Here is a 21,569-nt window from a genome sequence, read left to right as displayed (position 1 = left end):
TTGCGTTAAAGCGGAATCACTCGGTCGCCGGAGCGTCTTCCAGAGCGTACTTCTTCAGCAGGGCAGCGAATTCGCCGCTGTCCTTGGTCTTCTGGAAGGCGGTCTTGAGTGCGTCGTACAGCTCCTGATTGCCCTTCTTCACGTACATGCCCAAGGTTTGTTTGTAGATCAGCTCGGTGGAGCTGACCACTACGCGGCCCTTGGAGCGCTCGGCGATCATGTGCGCGGCGCCGGAAATCTCCACCTGGGCCTGGACGTTCTTCGACAGCAGCGCCTGGGTCACTTCCGGCGCGGACGGGTATTCGCTCACGCTGATAGGGCCCTTGCCGTTGGGTACGCAGTAGGTCTTGGACAGCTCCTCGAACTTCGGCACCCAGGTGGTGCCCTTCTCCAGGCCGATCTTCTTGCCGCAGAGGTCTTCAGGCTTCGCCGGGCGCTCCTTGCTGTCAGCCGGGACCATGATGGCCGCGCCGGTCTGCGCGTAGGGGATCGCCATGGCCTGGGTGGCGCGCTCGGGGGTGACGTACATGCCGGAAATCACCGCGTCGAAGTGACCGGCGTTCAGGCCCAGGATCAGCCCGGAGAACTTGGTGTTCACGAAGCTCGTCTTGAGGTCCATGTGCTTGGCCAGCAGTTCGGCCAGCTCGGGGTCGGAACCCACCACCTTGTCGCCGTCGTAGGACTCGAAGGGCGGATAGGTGATTTCCATGCCGACCTTGAACTGCCCCGGCGTGCTGGTCACGGCGGCGCTGGCGGTTTGCAGGGTGCCCAACAGGGTGGCGCCGACAACGGCGGCGGCCAGGAGGGTGCGGGTGGTTTTCAGCATCGTGATTGCTCCAGTCTAGGGTTGCGCGCGGCTCAGGAAGGCTGCGTCTGTTTTTTCAAATGGCCGACGCCGGACGATTTGCGCGTCCGCTCCGGCAGTGCCAGTTCACCGTCGGCAACCTTGCGGCGCAGGGGGTTGCAGCTCTGCAGCGCCCGCCTCCACATGTGCTCACCGATGACGATGGTTTCGTACGCCTGCGTCTGCATGGTCGATGGCTCCAGGGTCAGGATTCGAGGAAGCGCTGGAAGTGACGGCGCTCTTCCTGAGCCATCCAGCGGTTCAGCGCCCACAGATCGGCGATCGGGGCATTGGTGAACGGCAGGCGATGCAGATAGCCGTCCGGGCCGAATTCCGGGGTCAGGGTGGTGACCTGCTGGCCACGGGCCCGTTGCGCGCGCCAGACCGCTTCCCAGTGCTTCTGGTGGAAGGCCAGCGCGTTGGCGTATTCCGGCGCGCCGGGGTGCGGCACCTGCGGGCCCTGGTCGTAACCGACGCGGGCCTGGATGTGCTGCACGCGCTCGACGAAGGGTGTGAGGTCGTCGGCGGGGTCGTCGAGCAGGCGCTCGCAGACCACCACCCAGTGGCTGATATCGGTGGTGAAGCGCAGCTCGGGAACCTGGCGGATCAGCTCCAGGGTGACCCAGGGGCTGTACAGCGAGCGGGCGCGGTGAATCTCGAAGAGGCAGGTCAGTTCCTGCGCGGCGGCCAGCTCCAGGGCGCGGCCGAAGAAGTCGACCTGCGCGGCCAGCGGCCAGCGGTCGTTGCCGGCCAGGACGTTGACCAGGCGCGGCGACAGCTCGGCGGCGTCGCCCAATTTGCGCTGCAGGTCATCGAGGTGCACCTGCGGGCTGGCCGACTGGTCGGGCAGCACGTCATGGGCGGTAAACAGGGTCGCGATGTAGGGCACCCCCTCCCCGGCCAGCAGGCGTGCGTACTCGGCACGCAGGGCGGGATTGGCGGGCAGGCGCGCTTCCAGGCCGTCGAAACCGGCTTCGCGCAGTTCGGCGATAGCCTGCGGCCAGCCACGGGTGTAGCCCCACAGGGTACGGAAGATCTCCAGTCGCATGACCGAACTCCGGGCAGGGTGAACCGCGCCGTCGGGCACGGCGAAGCATTCGGCGGAGGTTCAGCGCACGGGCGCGACGGCTGAGAGCGTCAGGCGGCGAAACGAATCGGCGGACGTTGGGGAGGATGTCGAACGGGAGAAATGCGCAAGCAAGGACATGGTGATATTCCTCTGACAGACCGCTGTTTCGCGGGCCTGTATTCGCCGATTGTTGTTGTGTGCCTGGCGTATTGGCGCCGGGCTTTGGCAGTAAGGAACAGCAGCACGGCCGGAGCTTTTCAGACGCTCCGGTCCGCGTACACCAGGACCTCTACGGCTTGGTGTGGTTGCAGTTGTCGCAGCTTGATGCGCTAGGAAAAATAGGGCGATGCAAATAATTACTTCAGACTTTTCAAAAGTAATTTTCCTAGTAATGTGCTGGAAATTTCGCTCAGTCGAAAGCAGCGGGGAGCAGGCTCTCTAGGTCGCGGCTCTTCATCGTGGCGAGCCGCACCCGGTGCGACGGAGAACGCCTGACGCCGAAGCGGCATCAGGCGCTTGGCTGCTCCGGTGGCTCGGCCGCTTGCAGCAACAGCCAGTCGATCAGCTCGCGCAATTGCGGCGACGTATCGCGGCGTTCGGGGTAGACCAGGTAGTACGCCGCACCGGTGCGCACCTTCAACTCGAAAGGCGTGACCAGGCGCCCGGCGCGCAGGTCGTCACCGATCAGCGCCCAGTCGCCCATGGCCACGCCGGCCCCCTGGGCGGCCACCGAAACGGCCAGGTCCAGGGTGTCGAAATGCTGCCCCTTGCCCATATTGCTGACCCGCGTGCCGGCCACACGCAACCAGGCCTCCCAGTCGCGCTGGTCGCGCGTGGGGTGCAGCAGCATGTGCCGCTCCAGGTCCGCCAGCGCACCCAGGGGGAGCGGGCCGTCGAGCAGTTGCGGAGCGCAGACCGGGGTCAGTTGCTCGTAGAACAGCCGGTGGCAAGCCGGGCCCTCCTCCTCCTTCTGCAGGCTGTAGACCACCGCGGCGTCGAACTCCTCGCTACGGAAATCCACGGAGTGCTGCATGGTGGTGGTCAGTTCCACCGGCACGTCCGGACGCTCGGTCTGCCACTGCAACAGACGCGGCAGCAGCCAACGCATGATGCAGGTGGGGGCTTTGAGCTGCAGCGCCTCGCGCTTGCCACCGACCGTTTCCATCGCCTCCTCGATCAGCGCGAACACCTGCTGGATATGCGGCAACAGTTCGCGGCCCTGGGGCGTGAGGCTCAAGCCACGCGCCTGACGCTGGAATAGCGCATAGCCCAGGTGGCTTTCCAGGCCGGCGATCTGCCGGCTCACCGCCCCCTGGGTGATATGCAGCAGAGAAGCCGCGCGGGTGAAGTTGCAGCATTGCGCGGTGACCAGAAAGGTGTGCAGGGCAGGCAAAGGGGGCAGGCGCTTCATCGGGGCTCAGGCATGAGGTGAAGACATACCTAGTATGACAAATTTTGGTTTGTCAGCGCCCTCGGCCGACAGGTCCAATGCGGACTCCCATGCGCGCCCCTCGCCTGCCTGCACGCCACGGCTCCCGTTGCCCCCGGCGGAATACACCGCGAAGGCGCGCCAGACCGACGACAAAGCAATAAGGATAAAGTCCATGGCCACATGCGGCGAAGTACTGGTGAAATTGCTCGAAGGCTACGGTGTCGAGCAGGTGTTCGGCATCCCCGGCGTGCATACCGTGGAACTCTATCGCGGGCTGGCCCGCTCGACGATCCGCCACGTCACGCCGCGCCACGAACAAGGCGCCGGCTTCATGGCCGACGGCTACGCGCGCACCAGTGGCAAGCCCGGCGTGTGCTTCATCATCACCGGCCCGGGCATGACCAACATCGCCACGGCCATGGCCCAGGCCTATGCGGACTCGATTCCGATGCTGGTGATCTCCAGCGTGCAGGCGCGCAGCCAGCTCGGCGGCGGGCGCGGCAAGCTGCACGAGTTGCCGTCGCAGAGCAGCCTGATCGCCGGTTGCAGCGCCTTCTCCCACACGCTGATGTCGGCCGCCGAACTGCCGGCCGTGCTGGCCCGTGCCTTCGCCCTGTTCCAGGCCGGACGGCCGCGTCCGGTGCATATCGAGATTCCTCTCGACGTGCTGGTGGAGAACGCCGATGCCCTGCTGTCGAGCCAGCCGGTCCGGGTATCCCGCGCCGGCGCCGCGCCGGAGGCGGTGGCCGAGATGGCCGGCCTGCTCGCGGGCGCACGACGTCCGCTGATCCTCGCCGGCGGCGGTGCCGTCGATGCCGGCCCGGCCCTGCAGCGACTGGCCGAGCGCCTGCAGGCGCCGGTGGCGCTGACGATCAACGCCAAGGGCCTGCTGCCCTCGCGGCACCCCCTGCTGATCGGCTCGACGCAGTCCACCGACGCCGCCCGCGAACTGGTCAACGAGGCCGACGTGGTACTCGCGGTGGGCACCGAGCTGGGCGAAACCGACTACGACGTGACCTTCGCCGGCGGCTTCAAGATCCCTGGTGCGCTGCTGCGCGTCGATATCGATCCCGACCAGACCGTGCGCAACTATCCGCCGCGCGCCGCGCTGGTGGCCGATGCCGGGCTGGCCCTGGACGCCCTGTTGGGCGCCCTGGAGGACCGGAATCCGGCGGTCGATACGGAACACTGGGGCAGCCGCCGCGCCGCCAGAGTGCGCGAAGGGGTGTTGGCCACCCTGGACGACAACCTGCGCGCCCAGACCCGTTTCCTGCGCGTGGCGCTGGAGGAGCTGCCCGAAGCCGTACTGGTCGGTGACTCGACCCAGCCGGTATACACCGGCAACCTGACCCTGGACCTTGAGAAGCCGCGCCGCTGGTTCAACTCCTCGACCGGCTACGGCACCCTCGGCTATGCCCTGCCGGCCGCCATCGGCGCCTGGCTGGGCGATGCGACGCGACGCCCGGTGCTGTGCCTGATCGGCGACGGCGGGCTGCAGTTCACCCTGCCGGAACTGGCCAGCGCGGTGGAAGCGCACGTCCCGCTGATCGTCCTGCTGTGGAACAACCACGGCTATGAGGAAATCAAGCGCTACATGGTCAACCGCGACATCGAGCCGGTGGGCGTGGACATCTACACCCCCGACTTCGTCGGCGCGGCCAGGGCGCTGGGCTGCAAGGCGCATCGAGCCAGTGACGAAGCGGCCCTGCGCGCCGCATTGCGCGAAGCCAGTGCCAGCTCGCTGCCGACCCTGATCGAGATCGACCAGGCGACCTGGATGAGCAGCCAAGGCTGATGCATCGCTCCCTGCCGCACCCGGGCGGCAGGGATTTTTCCGGGGAGCATTTCCCCTCACGCGCCGGACTCCCGGCGCGTCTTTTTTCCTCGAACCCCTCTAGTGCGGGCCTGTCAGAGGAGGCCTGCGGCCTGCTCATGGGCGCACGCCAGCCATGCATGCAGGACATGGCTTCGATGACATTTTTTCGATTGTTGGCACCACGCCGAGGTCGCAGGATGACCCCGCCGAACAGCCTGCGCCCTCCGGATTCCGGGGCCGCCAGGCGAATCCGGCAGGCGGGGGTCGACAGCCCTGACCTCCCGCAGCACACCCGTGACCTTCCTAAACAAAAGCGATAAGAGCAAAGGAGTCCCCGATGGGCGAGCGTGATTTCAGCAGAAGACAATTCATCAAAACGGTCGGCGCTGCCTCGGTGGCTGCGGCTGCCCTGTCCATGCCATTCATCCGGGCCAGCGCCAGCGATAACCGCTTCCAGGGCAAGACCCTGCGCCTGCTCACCTGGTCCGACGACACCGGCCTTGCGGCGCTGCGCAACATCGCCGCGACCTTCGAGGCCAAGACCGGCGCCAAGGTGATCGCCGACCGCACCGGCAGCACCTCGGAGATGGTCGCCAAGCTCAAGGCCGGCGGCGACCGCCCGCAGTACGACGTCATCACCCTGGCCGGCGTCGGCGCCGAGGGCCTGGCCAGTGCCGGGCTGCTGGAGAAACCCGACCTCAACCGCATCCCCAACCTCAAGGACGTACCGGCCAAATACCAGACCGGCGCCGACGGCCACGGCATCGGCTACCTGCTGTGGTGCAACAGCCTGGTCTACAGCACGCGCTCGGTGAAGGACGTGCCCGACAGCTACGCGGCCCTGTGGGATGAGAATTACGCCGGGCGCCTGTTCCTGCCGCCGCCGAACTGGACCGAGGCCATGGACCTGATCATCATCGCCGCCAAGCTGGCCGGCGGTGACGAGCACAACATCGAGCCCGGCTTCAAGAAGCTCGAAGAGCTCAAGGACCGGGTCATGACCCTGGGCGAGAACCCCAACCAGATCGCCGAGCTGTTCCGCACCGGCTCGCTGGATATCGGCGGCCTCTACGCCCCGGCGTTCTTCCCCAAGCAGATCCGCGACCCCAACTACGGCCTGGGCGCCACCTTCGGCATGAAGGAAGGCTTCTACACCGACCTGATGCTCTCGGTGCTGCCGAAGAACCGTCCGGGCGACACCGACCTGGCCCACGCCTTCATCGACCACTCCCTCGACCCCTACGTGCAGGGCAAGATGGCCGAGGACATCTTCAACGGCCCGGTCAACGCCAAGGCGATCATCTCCGCCGAAGCGCGCAAGAGCCCGTACATCCTCACCCCGGAGCAGATCGCGGAGAAGGCGATCATGCACGACAACGCCTTCCTCTCCACCGTCCACGAACAGTGGATCCGCCGCTACACGGAAATCTTCTCTTCCTGATGCAGCCGTGGCCGCCGCGGCGGCCATGAATCGTCGCGCGCCAGTGGCCGGAACCACCCGCGCGCGATGCGGACATTCTCCGTTCCGACGAGAAACGCACTATGCAATCGAGCAATCCGACCCGCCCGGTCGGCGTGGCGCCGCTGCGCCCGGCCCGGGCGTTTTCACCGACGGCGCGGGCCTGGCTGTTCCTCACTCCATCCCTGTGCTTCCTCATCGTGCTCATCGCCGCCAGCCTGCTGGTGGTGCGCATGAGCGTCGGCGAGAAAGGCGCCGAATGGACCGGCTTCAGCCTGGCCAGCTATGCCCAGCTGCTGCAGCCGTACTACCTCAAATCGCTGTTGCTGACGCTGCGCCTGGCCTTCGTCAGCGCACTGATCGCCGTGCTGCTGGCGATCCCCGTCGGCTACAGCATGTCGCGCCTGCAATCGCCCCTGCTGCGGCGGATCTTCCTCGCCGCCGTGCTGCTGCCACTCCTGGTCAACCTGCTGCTGCAGAGCTACGGCTGGCTGGTGATCCTCGGCCCGGCGGGCATGCTCAACAAGGCGCTGCTGGCCCTGGGCCTGATCAAGCGCCCGGTGATGCTGCTGTACAACCAGAACGGCGTGCTCATGGGCTTGGTGCAAACCGCCTTCCCGCTCGCCGTGCTGCCCATCGCCAGCGCCATGCGCGGCATCTCGCGCAGCTACGAGGAGGCCGCCGCGACCCTCGGCGCCAGCCGCTTCCAGGTGTTCCGCCAGGTAGTGCTGCCGATGAGCCTGCCGGGCATTCTCACCGGCGCCACTCTGGTGTTCGCCTACAACGCCAGCAGCTTCGTGGTCCCGCTGCTGCTGGGCGGGCGGCGCGTACCGATGCTCGCGGTGATGGTCCATGACCAGATCGCCCCGCTGATGAACTGGCCGGCCGCCTCCGCCGCCGGCGTGGTGCTGATCGTCACCACCCTCGCGATCATGACCCTGTCGGAAGTCGTCACCGGCCGTCGCCGGCGCATCCTGGAGGCCTCGCAATGAGCAACCTGTCCCGCCGCCAACCCACCCTGCCGGGCGACACCGGACGCTTCGCCCTGGTGCTTTCCGGCGTCATCCTGCTGCTTGCCGTGCTGCCGATCCTGACCATGATCGTGATGTCCTTCAGCGGCGCGGCGAACCTCGACTTCCCGCCCAGCAGCTATAGCCTGCAGTGGTACCAGGCCGCCTGGCACACCTTCGTCTCGCCCGACGCCAGCGACGTGCTCAGCCTCGGCAAGGCGCTGAGCACCAGCCTGCTGGTGTCCTGCCTGACGATGGTCCTCGCCACCCTGGTGGCGGTCCCCGCCGCCTACGCGCTGACCCGCTGCGAGTTCCGCGGCAAGGCCGTCGCCCTGCAACTGATGTCGCTGCCGCTGGTGTTCCCCATGGTGGTGCTGGGCCTGGCCCTGCTGCTGGTGTTCGACAGCCTGCCGCTGCACCTGGACACCTCGCGCCTGGTCATCGCCCACGTGATCCTCGCCCTGCCCTTCGTGGTGAAGAACTGCACGGCGGCCATGGTCGCCATCGGCAGCGAGGTCGAGGAAGCCGCGCAGATGCTCGGCGCCCCGCCGCTGCGCGCCATCGTCGACGTGGTCGTGCCGCTGATGCGCTCGGGCATCCTCGCCGGGATGCTGCTGGCCTTCATCGTCTCGTTCAACGAATTCACCGTGACCTACTTCCTCTACAACATCGACGTGATGACCGTGCCGATCTGGATGTACAGCCGCACCGTGTCCTCGCTCGACCCCACCGTGTTCTCGTTCGCCGTGCTGATCGTGCTGATCGACTTCGTCCTCATCTGGGCGCTGGAGAAGCTGGTTGGCGAAAGTGGCGTGTCGTTCTGATTCGAGGTGAAGAAATGAATGGACTGAAACTGCACAACGTCGAGAAGCACTACGGCGCCGCCTGCGCCGTGAAAGACGTGAACCTGCACCTGCCGCAGGGCAAGCTGGTCTGCTTCCTCGGCCCCTCGGGCTGCGGCAAGACCACGCTGCTGCGCATGATCGCCGGCCTGGAAAGCCTCAGCGGCGGCGAGATCCTCCTGGACGGCGAAGACATCAGCCAGACTCCCGCGCACCAGCGCAACTTCGGCATGGTGTTCCAGTCGCTGGCGCTGTTCCCGCACATGACCGTCGGCGAGAACATCGCCTATCCGCTGAAGCTGCGCGGTGTCGGCAAGGCCGAGCAGCAGGCGCGCGTCGCCGAGCTGCTGCAGATGATCCAGCTGCAGCAGATGGTTGACCGGCCGGTGGCCAAGCTGTCCGGCGGCCAGCGCCAGCGGGTGGCGATCGCCCGCGCCATCGCTTCGCACCCCAAGCTGCTGTTGCTCGACGAGCCGCTGTCGGCGCTGGACGCCAAGCTGCGCGAGTCGATGCAGGTGGAGATCCGCCAGCTGCAGCAGCGCCTGAACATCACCACCATCATGGTCACCCACGACCAGCGCGAGGCCATGACCATGGCCGACGTCGTGGTGGTGCTAGGTGAACACCGCGTCCAACAGGTCGGCACGCCGATCGAGATCTACCGCAACCCGGCCAACGCCTTCGTCGCGGATTTCATCGGCTCGGGCAACATCTTCCCGGCGACCGTGCTGGGCAATGGCCGGGTCGAATTGCCTGGCGGCGCGGCGTTGCATGCCGCGCATTGCCCCAGCATCCAACCGGGGGCCAGCGTGCGCATGCTGGTGCGCCCGGAGGACCTGCAGCTGTCGACGGCGCAGGCACCGGCGGCCAATCGCCTGGACGGAACCGTGACCTTCATCCGCGACATCGGCGCGACCATCGAGACCACCGTCCAGTGTTCCGGAGTCTCCCTGACCGCCCTCAGCACGCCCTGCCAGGACATTGGCCTGCGCGTGGGCCAGGCCGTGTCGGTGACCATTCCGGAGCAAGCCTGCCGCGTACTCAGCGCCTGAGGCCACTGCTCCCGTCGATAGCTATGAAACGGCCGAAGTCATCAAGCGCTTGATCAACTCCGTCAGTTATCCATTGTCGGGTCCAGCCCCGGAGCTCCTGTCACTCGACAGGAGCTCCGGGGGACCGCATCAATTGGTGGAGGTGGTGGAATCCCCAGCCTGCGCTACCGGGTGAGCGGTGATGATCTGCAGGGTGTCCTCGTAGGTCACGTTGAGCGTCTGCCCGACCTTCAGCGCGCCCATCTTGCTGCGCAGCTTCGGATCCTCCACGGAGATGACCTTGTTGGTGCCATTCGGCCCTTCGAAGGTGAGCTCGTGCTTCTTCAGGTTGATGCCGATGATCTTCAGTTGCACGCGCGCCATGCGGAAGGCATCGCCACCCGGATGCGGGTTGCTCGGCGTGGCCAGGGCAATGCCCTCTTCCGTGAAACCACCCGGCGCCTGGGTCTGAACCTGGGTATCCAGATCGAACGCAGCCGAATGCACGACCAGCGCCGCGATGTGGTCACCCGCCTTCAGATGCCCCAGGTCCTGGGCCACATCGGTGACCTGGACGGTAACGGGCTTGCCCGCTACGCCCTCGACGACGACGCGACGATCCTTGGCATCGACGGAAATGACCTTGGTCACGATCTCGTCGGACTCGACGGTCACGCCCAGCGGAATATCGGCGGCCATCACCGGAGCGGCGATTGCCAGGGCCAGGGCGCCGATCATCGGCAGAGATTTGAGGAGATGCATGGTTGAACCCTCCTTGGGCTCGGTACGGTGGGATTCCTGGGACAGCAGGCAATCCCCCGCCGTCCTGACGGGGGATTGCCGAGGGTGCTGCAGAGCTGAAGGCTATTTGACCAACTCGATTTCGCTCGGACGCCACTGCTTGGTGAAGAACGGCTCGAGCGGACTGTACAGACGCAGGATGACGAACCAGCCCTTGCCCGGCATGGTCTGGATCCAGTTGCCACGCGCCACGCCCTTGGGCTGCTCCGGCGCGAAGTAGACCGTGGTGGAACCATCGGCGCCGGCTTCGGCGGCGGGCGACGGATAGCTCTGGCTGCCGGCACGCGGGAAGCGCTGCGGCGTTTCCAGCATCGAACGGGTCATGTTGTCGTAGGCGGTCAGCGACCAGAAGTTCGCCTCGGGAATCCCCTTGGGCAGGGTCACCTTGTAGGTCTTGCCGCCATCGAAATGCTGCTTTTCGCCATCCATGGTCGCCAGCAGGTACTGCGAGCCCACACCCGGCAGGCGCATGGCCATGGCCGGCGTGATGCCGGTGATGCCGTAGAAGAAGTTGGTGCGCGCATCCATGGTGCGGTAGCCGGTGGCCGGGAAGGGTTTGACGCCCTCCTTCGTGATCATCGGGATCGGCGTCTCGAACTCGTAGCCGGTCTCGAACAGGAAGTTGAACCACGAGGATTTCGGATAGTAGAACCAGCTCGGATCGCGCGGGCTCATGAACAGCGTGCGCGCCGTGGCGTTACCCACCGCCAGCGCCCGGGTCATGATGCCCTTCATGCGCGCGTCAGGCGCAAAGGGCTTGCCCTTGACGATACCCAGCGCGGCAATCGGCCCCATCAGCTCGGGGTCCAGCGAGGTGGCCGGCTCCTCCTGCACGATCTGGTTGAGCATCTCGAAAAAGGTCCAGTCGCTCGGCGGCACGGTGTTGACCACCTTGTCGCTGCCCTCGTGGAATACCGTGGGCGGTACCGGTGCGGGACGTCCGAGCGGGGCCTTGCCGGCCAGGAACTCGGCCAGCGAGGTGCCGACGCCGCCCGGCTCGTAGGGATAGACCTTGGTGTACTGGCGGATCGTAGCGGCAACCGGCTTGGGATCGCTGTGGTCCTTGAGGAAGGAACGGCCGAACCAGAGGACATGATTGGTACGGGCATGGGCCACGAAGAAGCCGCCCTGCGGCAGCGGCCCCTTGTAGTCCGGCGGCACGATCAGGTACTTGCCGCCCTGCCCCCGGTCCGGCCCCGATGCGCCCATGTCGATGACCCAGCGGAACCAGGCGTCCTGGACGACACCCAGCAGCTCGGGCGGCGCTTCCACCACCACCGGGCCCTTGCTCAGGTCGATGGAGCCCATGACGTAGACGGTGTCGGCGTTGGCCGTGAGGAACAGCGACTTGGAGTCCATCAGCTCGGAGAAGATGAGGACTTCGTTGTCCTTCACACCCAGGCTCTGCATCCCCTTGCGCAACGAGGCGATGCTGACGCCGCGCATGTTGTCCATGAAGGCGCGGTAGGCCAGGCTGAAATCGTGTTCCTCGTAGAGCTTCGCCGTCGTTTCAGCATCCGGTACACCGTCGCGGAACTTGAGTGGGCCGAAACTGGTTTCAACGCGGTCCGGCGTCACCAGCGACGGCGGAATCGCGGCCTGCTCGGTCGCCGAGCAGGTCAGTGCGAAGGACATCCCCAGCGCGCCGGCAACGCGCACGCAGTGGGTGAGCATGGATGTGTTCTTTGGGCTGGCTTGCATCGCTGTGTTCCCGTTGAATGGCGGTTCCTGAATTCGATAGCGGAGACAGTCTCGTTTTTCAGAGACTGTCCGATGACCGCTCTCGAATTCACTGTACGTTCTGAATCGCCCGGATCGACTTGGCCAGGTCCGAAGCCCAGGCATCCAGGACCGGCTTGGCATCCTTCGCCGTCATCACCTGGGAGGAGTTTTCCAGCTCGGTGCCGGTGCCCTTGCGCACGACCTCGGCCACCAGCTTGCCACTGCCGCCATCGATGAAGGCCGCTTCGGTGGCAATGTCGGTGTCCATGTCACGATGCCCGGTGGCAGTGGTGATGCCCGCGACGATCAGGGCGATCGGGATCACTTCGTAGGGCTTCAGGCCCTCGGTCTTGGCGGTGACGGCAGTGATCGCCGGACGCACGACCAGGGTGCCCTGGCCAGGCGTGGAGACCACCGGCAGTACCTGGGCGACCTCGCGCTTGAGCGCCTGGTCGTAGTACTGGGTAACCCCCTGCAGCGTGCTCTGCGGAACCTGCTCCGTGGCCTGGGGCTGCGGGTAGAGCTGGCTGGGTTCGAGGTAAACGCTGGTGAAGCTGTTGCCGTTCAGGCCGGGCTCAACCCAGCGCATCACATCCGCGCCGGAGGGAGATTTTTCCTCCTTCAGGATGCTGTAGTTCTTGAGGAAACCGGAATACTGGTCCGGCTCGACATACTTGCTGGCACAACCGGAGAGCACGAGGGAACTGGCGCACAAGGCAACGAGCATAAGCTTGGATTTCATTTCTTGAATCCTGTTTATGGAAATAGGGAAAGCACAGAATCGCTGACGAAACACAACCCCATTCAACAAGAACAATCGCCTCGATGAATGCCGGGCATATTCAGGCGCGAACGCTACATCTCGAGTGCTTGAGTGCTGTCATCCAGTGCATTGCAGTTATGGGCATCCAGGCAGTAGGCCAGGTAAACGGCCTGCTTACCGCAACCACGCACACCGATGGTGTACTCGGTACGGGCATAACCAAATCGAGTCTCGATGACCTTGTTCGAAAGTATTGTCGGAGTAACGCTGGGACAATTGAGGTCGAAGGAAGCACGACTGGTTGCAGCCTTGGTGGCCGCATCCTGATTGGAAGCCAGGAACTGCTCATTGGAAACGCAAGCAACCAGACTGGCGATGGGAAGAAGAACAGCAGCGAATCGAATGCGACGCATGGGATTGACCCTCCAATGGCATACAGATCGCCCGGCACTGAAATCGGGCCTGGCGAGACGGGTTACGCAAGAGCCGCTATAGCGTGACTAGAAGCGCCAGGTCGCGCTTGCGGCGAACGCCTGGATCCAGGCATCGTCGAATTCGCCCGAGACGCGCTTGGGATCATTGGCCGGCAACGGCTTCTGCTGATCGATAGGCATGTCGCCCATCCACACCAGTTCGTAGCTGAAGTTGATGTCGGTATTCTTGTCCAGCGAATAGGTGAAGCCGGTCCCCAGGCGCCAGTTGTCGCTCATGGGGACGGTCAGGGTACGGTTGTGGTCGCTGACGGCGGAGCTGTCGTAGCCCAGGCCCATGTTCCACAGCCACTGCGGGTCGAAACGGTACTGGGCGCCCACCGAGGCATGCCAGGTGTCCTTGTAGTCCGCTTCCAGGGTGGCCGAATGAGGATTGGGGCTGTCCAGGTCGATCCCGATTTCACCGAAACGCGACCAGTCCTGCCAGTTGAGGCTCGCCAGCAAGGCCCATTGCGAATCGAGCTGCTGGAAGAGACTCAGCGTCAGGGTCTGCGGAACGTTCATGTCGAGCTGGGTGTTTGCATCGAGCACACCACGGTTGCTCAGCGCGGTCGTGGCAACCGGCCCCAACCCTTCCAGATCCATGCGGTCCTCGAACTTGACGTGGATCTCGCTGGTGTAGCTCAGGCCCAGCCGGGTGCCTTCCCGGGGCTCATAGATCACCCCGAGGTTGCCGCCGAGGGCCCAGTCGTTGTCCTTGTACTTCATGCGCCCATCGGGGCGATCCAGGACGCCGTAGGGATCGTTGTCCACCGCCAGCTTCGAGTCGAGTGCGGCGTAGAAGGCACGCACGCCCAGGCCCACGGCCCATTGATCGTTGATGCGATAGGCCACCGAAGGCATCAGCGTCATGCCGGCAATGGTGCCGTTCTGCAGGAAGTAACGACCCTGCCAGTCGTTGTCGTAGTTGAGGCTGAGACCGAAGTCGCCGTACGCGGCAAAGCCCACCGACCAGCCGTCGTTCAGTTCCTGGGTGACGAAGAAACTCCCGCCCGGCAGCCACTCCAGCGCATTGCCGCTGTTACCGCCGTCGATGTTGGTGTCCGAGTCGGTATGGAACTCCAGGTTGCTGTGCAACAGCTGCCCGGCGGCGGTGATCTGCGTGCCTTTCAACAGCGCCATGCCCGCCACGTTGCTGGCCAGGGTGCTCGGCCCCTGGGCCCGGGCGGCGGCACCGGCGTTGGCAAGGCCAACGTTATCGGTACCGACCTCGTACAGCATGATTCCCCCGGCCATTGCCGACACTGGCAACGCGAACACACCCACCGCAAGGACTGGGGCAAAGGCAAACTTCATTCTTTTTATCCTTGTCCAAAACCTGTCGGACTTTTAATGAGAGCCGGCTCGATAATCTGCAAACCCTGAGCAAGGGCAGTCTCCGCCCTTGCCATTCACCCCATCGATATCAATGTCATCAACAGGGTTCTTTCAACGTGGAAACAGCAGGGTCACCGCAGCGCGGAAGCCCCACCCTTGCGCTCCGTCTTCGGGGCTATCCAGCCAGTATCTCGGCCCTGCCTGTACGGTAAGCGGCTGCCCGTCGATCTTGAGCAATTGGGTAACGGTCAGGTTGACCGGCACCGACCATTCACGAGACTGCCAATCGTAGGTGGACTCGGTGTTTATGCCGTAGGTCGTATAGGTGCTGGTGGTGTACGAAAAGAAGGGTTGCAGGTACGTCTGGTTGACCTTGTCCTTATCGTCCGGCGGACTTCCGTCCATCCCCCAGATGTGATTTGCCAGGATGCCACGCGTCCAGCCGTTCGATTGTTTCAATGCGACAGCTGTCGGACCGGCCCCCCACTGCTCACTACTCAATAGTTCGTTACTGCCAGTAGGAATCAACAGCACAGGCCCGGCACCCAGTATCCAGCCACTCTCCGTCGGGTTCTTCGGAGAGAAGAAGAAGCTCTGCGTTACATCACCGACGCCGGATTTGTCCGCAACTCCACCCGGTGCCAAACCATGCTGGTCAATGACCGGAAGAATAGTGCGGGAAATAAGGTTCCACTCGTCATTCAGTGTAAATGGCAGGACCGGCTGAATATTCGTAACGCTATGCATGCCCTCGCCGGTTGGTCCCATTTTCTGGTCCCAGTTGTATTGCACCGGCAGGCTATACATGTCCGCAACAGGGTTTAATGCTTTCTTTGCCAGCTCCGCTGAGTCATCAACTTCAGCAGCCTCACCGTATATGGCCAGGATCGCGAGGAAGAATAGATAGCTTCGCAACTTTCCTTGTAGCTTCAACTCGGCACTCCCATCTTCATTGCTTCCCTGCCTTCAGAGCCACTCTTAGCCTGACAAGCTCAGAGCACAGCGTAGCAAGAGGCTCCAGTCTTTCCACAGCAAGTCCCAAACACATCCACTCGCTACTGAAAATCGGCGCATCGACCGGCAGAAGATATTGTTTTCCCGGGAAGCCTCCGTCTACCCGCAAAATGCAAATCCCATCCAAATCGTGCAATAGTGCAGTGCAAAGTTGCAGGGACCGCCGATGAATACTCAGACAGACAGGAAACCACTCGATCGATACAGGGTCATCCAGACCAACGATATCGAAGAGATGACAGCCGCGGCCCAACCTTTTTACGGTGAGCTGCACTATTCAGTTCCCCATGACCACAAGAACTTCAAGGCCCAGGGAAATCATTGTCAACTCAATGATATTGGCATCTCGTATGTAAGCTTCAGAACGGCAGTGGACCAGACTTACTACGCCGCCGCGTCAACTCATTACGCAGTACCCATTGCCATTGTCGGGAAAGGCTGGGGGGAAACGCGCGGCAAGACTGTAAGCCTCGAAGGAGGACGAGGTCTGATTGCCTCGCCGGGCGAGCGATCCTCGCTGCACACGGGCCCCAACCTTGAAGAGATCGCACTCCTGCTGGATGCCTCCGCAGTGCAGCGGAAACTTACCGGCCTGATTGGCGCAGAACTCAAAGGGGATATCGTCTTCGATCCGGCCCTCAACCTCGATACGCCGGCTGGCCGGCAATGGTGGAGATTGCTGTGCTTCCTCATTGGCGAGGCAGAAACGCGCGAGACCGATCTTCCCCTGACTGCCCTGAGCGAGCTTGAGCAGGCGCTCATCGTCATGTTTCTCAAGACCAGTAGCCACAATTTCAGCCACGCACTGAACGCCCGGCGAGACATAGCTCCCCAGACGGTCCGGCTGGTAGAGGAATATATCGAGGCGCATTGGGACCAGCCCATCACGGTGGAGCAACTGGCCTTGCTCACCAATGTCAGCGTGCGCAGCTTGTTCTACTCCTTCAGGAAAAGCCGTGGTTACTCGCCAATGGGCTTCGTGAAGCAGGTACGTCTGCGCCATGCCCGCGAGATGCTCTTACGGGCTCCGCCCGGAACCACCGTGGCGGAAATCGCATCCCAATGCGGGTTCTGCAATCTTGGCAATTTCGCGATGGACTACCGCAAAGTCTTCGGAGAGCGCCCATCAAGCACATTGAAATCAAGATAAGGACGCCGCCGATAAATTCCTATCCTGTTTCCCCAGCCTGTGAGCGCACGATGACGACAGCCGCCTTCTATCCCGTGGGAACCCCCGGCCAACCCTGGGGCGAACCCGAACGCAACCTGTGGCGGGCACGCCAGTCGCGCCAGCGTCGTTATGACGAGGATGTGCTGCCGCGCATCGAGGCGCTGTCCGAGCGTTTCGACAAAGTGGCCTACGGCCGGCTCGACTATGCCGGCGAGACCTACACCCTGTATGCCCTGCGCAGCCGCGACTGGAACGCCGCGCTGCCCGCCGCCCTGGTGACTGGCGGTGTGCACGGTTACGAAACCAGCGGCGTGATGGGCGCGCTGGGGTTTCTGGAAGAACGCGCCGCCGAGTACGCCGGCAAGGTCAACCTGCTGGTAGCACCCTGCGTGAACCCCTGGGGCTACGAGCGCATCAACCGCTGGAACCATGACGCCATCGACCCTAACCGCAACTTCCGCGCCGATGGCCCCGCCCGCGAGTCCACTGCACTGATCGAACTGGTGGCCCCGCTGCGCGGCCAGTTCCTGCTGCACATCGACCTGCACGAGACCACCGACAGCGATGCCAGCGAGTTCGTCCCGGCGCTGGCCGCGCGTGACGGCAAGATGCACGAGCCGGAACGGGTTCCGGATGGCTTCTATCTGGTGGATGACCGCGAGAGCCCGCAACCGGCGTTTCAACAGGCCATCATCGCCGCGGTCGAGCGGGTGACCCACATCGCGCCGCCGGACGACAAGGGCGAGATCATCGGCTCGCCGGTGGTCGCACGTGGCCTGATCGAATACCCGCTGGTGGAGTACGGGCTGTGCGCCTCCATCACCGGCGCGCGCTACACCACCACCACCGAGGTCTACCCGGACAGCCCGCGCACCAGCCCCCAGCGGTGCAATGAGGCGCAGATAGTCGCCGTCTGCGCGGCACTGGATTACGCCCTGGCCCACGCCTGAGGCCGCGCCAGCCTTCACTTAGGGCGTACAACCGTTCGCGGTTGTACGCCGATACGCCTATCCCATCGCCAACCGCGAAACGGCCGGCTCATCCGGCATGCAGAACGCTTTCGTCGCAATGTAGTGAACACTACAAAAATAACGTATTGCCAATTTATGAAGTGCATTATACAAATAGAGCACGCCAAGGGACGCCACCATGCTCACACTCAAAGACCGCCTGAACTCCCCCGAAGTCGACCTCACCAAAGCCGAGCGCAAGGTGCTGCGCGCCCTGCTCGACGACTACCCGCGCCTGGGCCTGGGGCCGATGTCGCGACTGGCCCGGCAGGCCGGCGTGAGCGACCCGACCATCCTGCGCCTGGTGAAGAAACTCGGGTTCGCCGGCTACAGCGATTTCCAGAATGCGCTGATGGCCGAAGTGGATGACCGCCTGCGCTCGCCACGCACGCTGCTCGCCGGACGCCGCGAGGGGATGAGCAACAACGACACCTGGTCGAACTTCCTCAGCGATGCCAGCGAAGGCATCCAGCGCACCCTGGCGCTGACCCAGGCCGATGACATCCGCCTGCTCGGCGACTGGCTGCTCGATACGCGCACCCGCGTGTTCTGCCATGGCGGCCGCTTCAGCCGCTTCCTCGCCGGTTACCTGGTGGCGCACCTGCGCATGCTGCGCAGCGGCTGCCTGCTGCTGGACGACGGCGCCGCGCTGCCGGACCAGCTCAACGACATCGACCGTCAGGGACTGGTGGTGGTGTTCGACTACCGCCGCTACCAGGCGCAGGCGCTGGGCGTAACCAAGGTCGCCAAGGCGCGCGGCGCACGCGTGGTGCTGTTCACCGACGTGTACGACTCGCCGCTGCGCGAATTCGCCGACCTGATCGTCAGCGCCCCAGTGGAATCGCCCTCGCCCTTCGACACCCTGGTGCCCGCCACCGCCCAGGTCGAAGCCCTGATTGCCAGCTTGGTAGCGCGCATGGACGGCCACCTCGACGAACGCCTCGAAGGCATCGATCACCTGCGTGCTGCCTTCGGCAGCCACATCCTGGAGGAATAACCGTGTTCAGCCTGCCCCACCAATCGCCCCGCGACCTGCCGTTCACGCCGGGTCAGACCGCCATTCTGTTCGTCGACATGCAGAATGCCTGGGTCATCCCCGGCCGCGACGCCCACGTCGATCCGACCAAGCACCGCTACTTCTACGAGCGCGTCGAGGCCACCGTGGTGCCGAACCAGCGGCGCCTGCTGGCCGCAATGCGCGGCGTGGGCGGCGAAGTGCTGCACACCATCATCGAAAGCCTCACCGCCGACGGCCGCGACCGCTCGCTGGACCACAAGCTGTCGGACATGCACCTGCCCAAGGGTAGCCCCGACGCCCAGGTGATCGACGCCCTGGCGCCGACCGAGAACGAAATCGTCCTGCCGAAGACGTCCTCGGGCGTCTTCAACTCCACCGCCATCGACTACGTCCTGCGCAACCTGAACACCCGCCACCTGATCGTCTGCGGCGTGGTCACCGACCAGTGCGTCGACATGGCAGTGCGCGATGCCGCCGACCGCGGCTACCTCGTCACCCTGGTGGAAGACGCCTGCGCGACCCATACCCCGGAACGCCACCAGGCCTGCCTGGACGCGATCAAGGGCTACTGCTGGATCGCCGACACCGACACCGTGCTCGCACGAATCGCCGCACTGGCCTGAAGCCAGGAGAACGCCATGAGCCAGAACAATAACAATCGCGGCACACCGATGCGCCTGACCAGTTTCGTTACCACCGACCTCTGCGGCATCACCCGCGGCCGTTCGCTCCCCGAAGCGGAAGTCGCCGATCAACTGGCCAGCGGCTGCGGCTGGGTGCCGGCCAACAGCGCGCTGACACCCCAGGACATCATCGCCGACGACAACCCCTGGGGCAGCCACGGCGACCTGCGCCTGCTCCCCGATCCGGGCAGCCGGGTACGCCTGGAAAGCGGCCCCGACCAGCAGGCGGCGCCGCTGGACTACCTGCACGGCGACCTGGTGCTGACCGACGGATCGCCCTGGCCGGTGTGCCCGCGCACCCTGCTGCGCAACGAGATCGCCCGCTACCGCCAGCTCGACCTGCAGGTCACCGCGGCCTTCGAACACGAATTCAACCTGCTCGGCCTGCCGGACCAGCACGCTGCCGCCTTCTCCCTGCAGGCCCAGCGGCAGACCGGCAACTTCGGCGGCTGGCTGATGAGCGCGCTGGAGCAGATCGGCGCGGAGCCGGAAATGTTCCTGCCCGAGTACGGCCGCAACCAGTACGAAGTCACCTGCCGGCCGACCCAGGGCGTTGCGGCGGCGGACCGCGCGGTGAACGTGCGCGAAATCACCCGCGAGATCGCCCGGCAGTTCGGCTGGCGCAGCAGCTTCACTCCCCTGCTCGCCCCCGGCGCGGTGACCAACGGCGTGCACCTGCACCTGAGCCTGCAACGCCTGGATGGCACGCCGGTGTTCTATGACGAGAGCAGCGCCACCAACCTGTCCAAGCTCGCCGAGCACTGGGCCGCGGGCGTGCTGCGCCATCTGCCCGCGCTCTGCGCCCTGACCGCGCCGACCGCCGTTTCCTACCTGCGCCTGAAGCCGCACCACTGGAGCGCCGCCTACGCCTGCCTGGGCCTGCGCAACCGCGAAGCGGCGCTGCGCATCTGCCCGGTGGTGGACATCGGCGGCAAGCCGAAAGCGCGCCAGTTCAACCTCGAATTCCGCCCCATGGACGCCACCGCCAGCCCGCACCTGGCCATGGCCGCCGTGCTGATCGCCGGCCGCCTGGGCATCGAACAGGAGCTGTCGCTGTCGGCGGTGACCGACGTGGACCCGCACAGCCTCAGCGCCGCGGACCGCGAGAGGCTCGGCATCAAGGCCCTGCCCGGCTCGCTCGACGAAGCCCAGCGCCTGCTGATGGCCGACGACGAACTGTGCAACGAGCTGCCGCCGGCCCTGCTGGAAACCTACTTCGCCATGAAGCGCCAGGAACTGGCCCTGACTCGCGACCTCAGCGAAGAACAACTGTGTGAAGCCTATGCAACCTTCTACTGAATCCGGCCTCTACCGGCGCCCGCCGTTCGAGATCGTCAACCCGCAGGGCAAGAGCCCGGTGCTGCTGGTCTGCGAGCACGCCAGCCGTTTCATTCCCGAGGAGCTGCGGCAACTGGGGCTGGACGACGAGGCGGCGCAGGAGCACATCGCCTGGGACATCGGCGCGCTGGACCTGGCGCGGGCGCTGTCGGCCCGCCTGGACGCCACGCTGCTGGTGGCCAATTACTCGCGCCTGCTGATCGACCTGAACCGGCCGCTGGCAGCGCCCGATGCCATCCCCGAGCACAGCGAGATCTACCCGATCCCCGGCAACCTGGGCCTGTCGGCCGCTGCCCGGCGGGAGCGCGAGTCGAGCCTCTTCGAACCCTTCCACCGGCAGCTCACCGAGCTGCTTGACGGACGCATCGCGGCGCAACGCACACCACGCCTCGTCGGGGTGCACAGCTTTACGCCCCGCTACCGGGGCGAGCCTCGCCCATGGGTCGCCGGCGTGCTCTTCGGCAAGGCCGAGGGCTATGCGAACCGGATCATCGAGGGGCTGCGCCAATGCGGCGAGGAAATCGGCTCGAACCAACCCTATGTCATCGACCCACTGGAGGACATGACCGTCCCGGTACATGGCGACGAACGCGGCCTGGACGCCGTGCTGATCGAAATCCGCAATGACGGACTGCGGACCCCGCAAGGGGTGGAGACCTGGGCGGAACGCCTGGCTCCCTGGCTCTGAGGACCCCGCCCGGTTCGCTGCGCGCGAGGGCCGGGCAGGTTCTGACAACA

21 protein-coding genes are annotated in these 21,569 nt (G+C 64.8%); 11 read left to right on the top strand and 10 right to left on the bottom strand.

Annotated elements, in window-relative coordinates; all coding sequences use genetic code 11:
• Nucleotides 1-16: 16 nt before the first annotated feature.
• From J5M67_RS03635 to J5M67_RS03620, 4 genes are all read right to left on the bottom strand, one after another.
• Nucleotides 17-826 carry an ABC transporter substrate-binding protein gene (locus J5M67_RS03635; protein WP_207883384.1) on the bottom strand — a complete coding sequence of 270 codons (810 nt, stop codon included), beginning with the start codon at nucleotides 824-826 and terminating at the stop codon, nucleotides 17-19.
• A 32-nt stretch (nucleotides 827-858) separates the two neighbouring features.
• Complete coding sequence (locus J5M67_RS03630) at nucleotides 859-1,032, bottom strand: hypothetical protein (RefSeq protein WP_207883382.1); 174 nt, start codon at nucleotides 1,030-1,032, stop codon at nucleotides 859-861.
• A gap of 17 nt (nucleotides 1,033-1,049) precedes the next feature.
• Nucleotides 1,050-1,892 (bottom strand): sugar phosphate isomerase/epimerase, encoded by an 843-nt coding sequence (locus J5M67_RS03625; RefSeq protein WP_207883380.1) that lies wholly within the window; start codon nucleotides 1,890-1,892, stop codon nucleotides 1,050-1,052.
• Nucleotides 1,893-2,421: 529 nt separating this feature from the next.
• Nucleotides 2,422-3,324, bottom strand: coding sequence for a LysR substrate-binding domain-containing protein (locus J5M67_RS03620; RefSeq protein ID WP_207883378.1), 903 nt, complete (start codon nucleotides 3,322-3,324; stop codon nucleotides 2,422-2,424).
• Between the two features lie 193 nt (nucleotides 3,325-3,517).
• Between J5M67_RS03620 and J5M67_RS03615 the strand changes: the two genes are divergently transcribed.
• The 5 genes from J5M67_RS03615 (at nucleotide 3,518) to J5M67_RS03595 (ending at nucleotide 9,524) form a co-directional block, all read left to right on the top strand.
• A complete protein-coding gene (locus J5M67_RS03615; protein ID WP_207883376.1) occupies nucleotides 3,518-5,140 on the top strand; it encodes a 5-guanidino-2-oxopentanoate decarboxylase in 1,623 nt (540 codons plus the stop codon).
• Between the two features lie 358 nt (nucleotides 5,141-5,498).
• Nucleotides 5,499-6,602 carry a PotD/PotF family extracellular solute-binding protein gene (locus J5M67_RS03610; protein WP_207883373.1) on the top strand — a complete coding sequence of 368 codons (1,104 nt, stop codon included), beginning with the start codon at nucleotides 5,499-5,501 and terminating at the stop codon, nucleotides 6,600-6,602.
• Nucleotides 6,603-6,703: 101 nt separating this feature from the next.
• Nucleotides 6,704-7,612: an ABC transporter permease gene (locus J5M67_RS03605; protein ID WP_243434462.1), complete on the top strand. Its 909-nt coding sequence runs from the start codon at nucleotides 6,704-6,706 to the stop codon at nucleotides 7,610-7,612.
• Nucleotides 7,609-8,454, top strand: a complete 846-nt coding sequence (locus tag J5M67_RS03600) for an ABC transporter permease (protein WP_207883371.1) — start codon at nucleotides 7,609-7,611, stop codon at nucleotides 8,452-8,454. The genes J5M67_RS03605 and J5M67_RS03600 overlap by 4 nt, the downstream gene beginning before the upstream one ends.
• Before the next feature lie 14 nt (nucleotides 8,455-8,468).
• Complete coding sequence (locus J5M67_RS03595) at nucleotides 8,469-9,524, top strand: ABC transporter ATP-binding protein (protein ID WP_207883369.1); 1,056 nt, start codon at nucleotides 8,469-8,471, stop codon at nucleotides 9,522-9,524.
• Nucleotides 9,525-9,653: 129 nt separating this feature from the next.
• Here the strand turns inward: J5M67_RS03595 and J5M67_RS03590 are convergent, their stop codons facing one another.
• From J5M67_RS03590 to J5M67_RS03565, 6 genes are all read right to left on the bottom strand, one after another.
• A complete protein-coding gene (locus J5M67_RS03590) occupies nucleotides 9,654-10,265 on the bottom strand; it encodes a hypothetical protein (RefSeq protein WP_243434461.1) in 612 nt (203 codons plus the stop codon).
• Between the two features lie 102 nt (nucleotides 10,266-10,367).
• Complete coding sequence (locus J5M67_RS03585; protein WP_207883367.1) at nucleotides 10,368-11,978, bottom strand: DUF1254 domain-containing protein; 1,611 nt, start codon at nucleotides 11,976-11,978, stop codon at nucleotides 10,368-10,370.
• 115 nt (nucleotides 11,979-12,093) lie between these two features.
• Nucleotides 12,094-12,768: a DUF3313 domain-containing protein gene (locus J5M67_RS03580; RefSeq protein ID WP_207883365.1), complete on the bottom strand. Its 675-nt coding sequence runs from the start codon at nucleotides 12,766-12,768 to the stop codon at nucleotides 12,094-12,096.
• A gap of 113 nt (nucleotides 12,769-12,881) precedes the next feature.
• Complete coding sequence (locus tag J5M67_RS03575; protein ID WP_207883363.1) at nucleotides 12,882-13,202, bottom strand: hypothetical protein; 321 nt, start codon at nucleotides 13,200-13,202, stop codon at nucleotides 12,882-12,884.
• 87 nt (nucleotides 13,203-13,289) lie between these two features.
• Nucleotides 13,290-14,576, bottom strand: coding sequence for an OmpP1/FadL family transporter (locus tag J5M67_RS03570; RefSeq protein ID WP_207883359.1), 1,287 nt, complete (start codon nucleotides 14,574-14,576; stop codon nucleotides 13,290-13,292).
• 132 nt (nucleotides 14,577-14,708) lie between these two features.
• Nucleotides 14,709-15,512, bottom strand: a complete 804-nt coding sequence (locus J5M67_RS03565) for a transporter (RefSeq protein ID WP_207883433.1) — start codon at nucleotides 15,510-15,512, stop codon at nucleotides 14,709-14,711.
• A gap of 265 nt (nucleotides 15,513-15,777) precedes the next feature.
• On the opposite strand from J5M67_RS03565, the gene J5M67_RS03560 reads away from it, so the two are divergent.
• From J5M67_RS03560 to J5M67_RS03535, 6 genes are all read left to right on the top strand, one after another.
• A complete protein-coding gene (locus tag J5M67_RS03560; RefSeq protein ID WP_207883357.1) occupies nucleotides 15,778-16,761 on the top strand; it encodes an AraC family transcriptional regulator in 984 nt (327 codons plus the stop codon).
• Nucleotides 16,762-16,811: 50 nt separating this feature from the next.
• On the top strand, nucleotides 16,812-17,732 hold the full coding sequence (locus J5M67_RS03555; RefSeq protein ID WP_207883355.1) for a M14 family metallocarboxypeptidase: 921 nt from the start codon (nucleotides 16,812-16,814) through the stop codon (nucleotides 17,730-17,732).
• A gap of 199 nt (nucleotides 17,733-17,931) precedes the next feature.
• The gene (locus tag J5M67_RS03550) at nucleotides 17,932-18,789 is read left to right on the top strand and encodes a MurR/RpiR family transcriptional regulator (protein WP_207883353.1); all 858 of its coding nucleotides are present in this window, start codon (nucleotides 17,932-17,934) and stop codon (nucleotides 18,787-18,789) included.
• Nucleotides 18,790-18,791: 2 nt separating this feature from the next.
• Nucleotides 18,792-19,433, top strand: a complete 642-nt coding sequence (locus J5M67_RS03545) for an isochorismatase family cysteine hydrolase (RefSeq protein ID WP_207883351.1) — start codon at nucleotides 18,792-18,794, stop codon at nucleotides 19,431-19,433.
• Nucleotides 19,434-19,448: 15 nt separating this feature from the next.
• Nucleotides 19,449-20,792, top strand: a complete 1,344-nt coding sequence (locus tag J5M67_RS03540) for a glutamine synthetase family protein (protein WP_207883349.1) — start codon at nucleotides 19,449-19,451, stop codon at nucleotides 20,790-20,792.
• Entirely contained in the window at nucleotides 20,776-21,519 is a 744-nt protein-coding gene (locus J5M67_RS03535; protein WP_207883347.1) for an N-formylglutamate amidohydrolase, read from the top strand. Before J5M67_RS03540 ends, J5M67_RS03535 begins: the two co-directional genes overlap by 17 nt.
• Nucleotides 21,520-21,569 lie beyond the last annotated feature (50 nt).

Source organism: Pseudomonas sp. 30_B, from assembly GCF_017491605.1.
GTDB lineage: Bacteria > Pseudomonadota > Gammaproteobacteria > Pseudomonadales > Pseudomonadaceae > Pseudomonas.
The sequence above is the reverse complement of the archived record's forward strand: the minus strand, read 5'-3'. Positions and strand labels throughout refer to the sequence as shown.

Excerpts from the sequence above, each read along its gene's own strand:
- J5M67_RS03635 (WP_207883384.1), bottom strand. The coding sequence starts at position 826 with ATGCTGAAAACCACCCGCACCCTCCTGGCCGCCGCCGTTGTCGGCGCC.
- J5M67_RS03630 (WP_207883382.1), bottom strand. The coding sequence starts at position 1,032 with ATGCAGACGCAGGCGTACGAAACCATCGTCATCGGTGAGCACATGTGG.
- J5M67_RS03625 (WP_207883380.1), bottom strand. The coding sequence starts at position 1,892 with ATGCGACTGGAGATCTTCCGTACCCTGTGGGGCTACACCCGTGGCTGG.
- J5M67_RS03620 (WP_207883378.1), bottom strand. The coding sequence starts at position 3,324 with ATGAAGCGCCTGCCCCCTTTGCCTGCCCTGCACACCTTTCTGGTCACC.
- J5M67_RS03615 (WP_207883376.1), top strand. The coding sequence starts at position 3,518 with ATGGCCACATGCGGCGAAGTACTGGTGAAATTGCTCGAAGGCTACGGT.
- J5M67_RS03610 (WP_207883373.1), top strand. The coding sequence starts at position 5,499 with ATGGGCGAGCGTGATTTCAGCAGAAGACAATTCATCAAAACGGTCGGC.
- J5M67_RS03605 (WP_243434462.1), top strand. The coding sequence starts at position 6,704 with ATGCAATCGAGCAATCCGACCCGCCCGGTCGGCGTGGCGCCGCTGCGC.
- J5M67_RS03600 (WP_207883371.1), top strand. The coding sequence starts at position 7,609 with ATGAGCAACCTGTCCCGCCGCCAACCCACCCTGCCGGGCGACACCGGA.
- J5M67_RS03595 (WP_207883369.1), top strand. The coding sequence starts at position 8,469 with ATGAATGGACTGAAACTGCACAACGTCGAGAAGCACTACGGCGCCGCC.
- J5M67_RS03590 (WP_243434461.1), bottom strand. The coding sequence starts at position 10,265 with ATGCATCTCCTCAAATCTCTGCCGATGATCGGCGCCCTGGCCCTGGCA.
- J5M67_RS03585 (WP_207883367.1), bottom strand. The coding sequence starts at position 11,978 with ATGCTCACCCACTGCGTGCGCGTTGCCGGCGCGCTGGGGATGTCCTTC.
- J5M67_RS03580 (WP_207883365.1), bottom strand. The coding sequence starts at position 12,768 with ATGAAATCCAAGCTTATGCTCGTTGCCTTGTGCGCCAGTTCCCTCGTG.
- J5M67_RS03575 (WP_207883363.1), bottom strand. The coding sequence starts at position 13,202 with ATGCGTCGCATTCGATTCGCTGCTGTTCTTCTTCCCATCGCCAGTCTG.
- J5M67_RS03570 (WP_207883359.1), bottom strand. The coding sequence starts at position 14,576 with ATGAAGTTTGCCTTTGCCCCAGTCCTTGCGGTGGGTGTGTTCGCGTTG.
- J5M67_RS03560 (WP_207883357.1), top strand. The coding sequence starts at position 15,778 with ATGAATACTCAGACAGACAGGAAACCACTCGATCGATACAGGGTCATC.
- J5M67_RS03555 (WP_207883355.1), top strand. The coding sequence starts at position 16,812 with ATGACGACAGCCGCCTTCTATCCCGTGGGAACCCCCGGCCAACCCTGG.
- J5M67_RS03550 (WP_207883353.1), top strand. The coding sequence starts at position 17,932 with ATGCTCACACTCAAAGACCGCCTGAACTCCCCCGAAGTCGACCTCACC.
- J5M67_RS03540 (WP_207883349.1), top strand. The coding sequence starts at position 19,449 with ATGAGCCAGAACAATAACAATCGCGGCACACCGATGCGCCTGACCAGT.
- J5M67_RS03535 (WP_207883347.1), top strand. The coding sequence starts at position 20,776 with ATGCAACCTTCTACTGAATCCGGCCTCTACCGGCGCCCGCCGTTCGAG.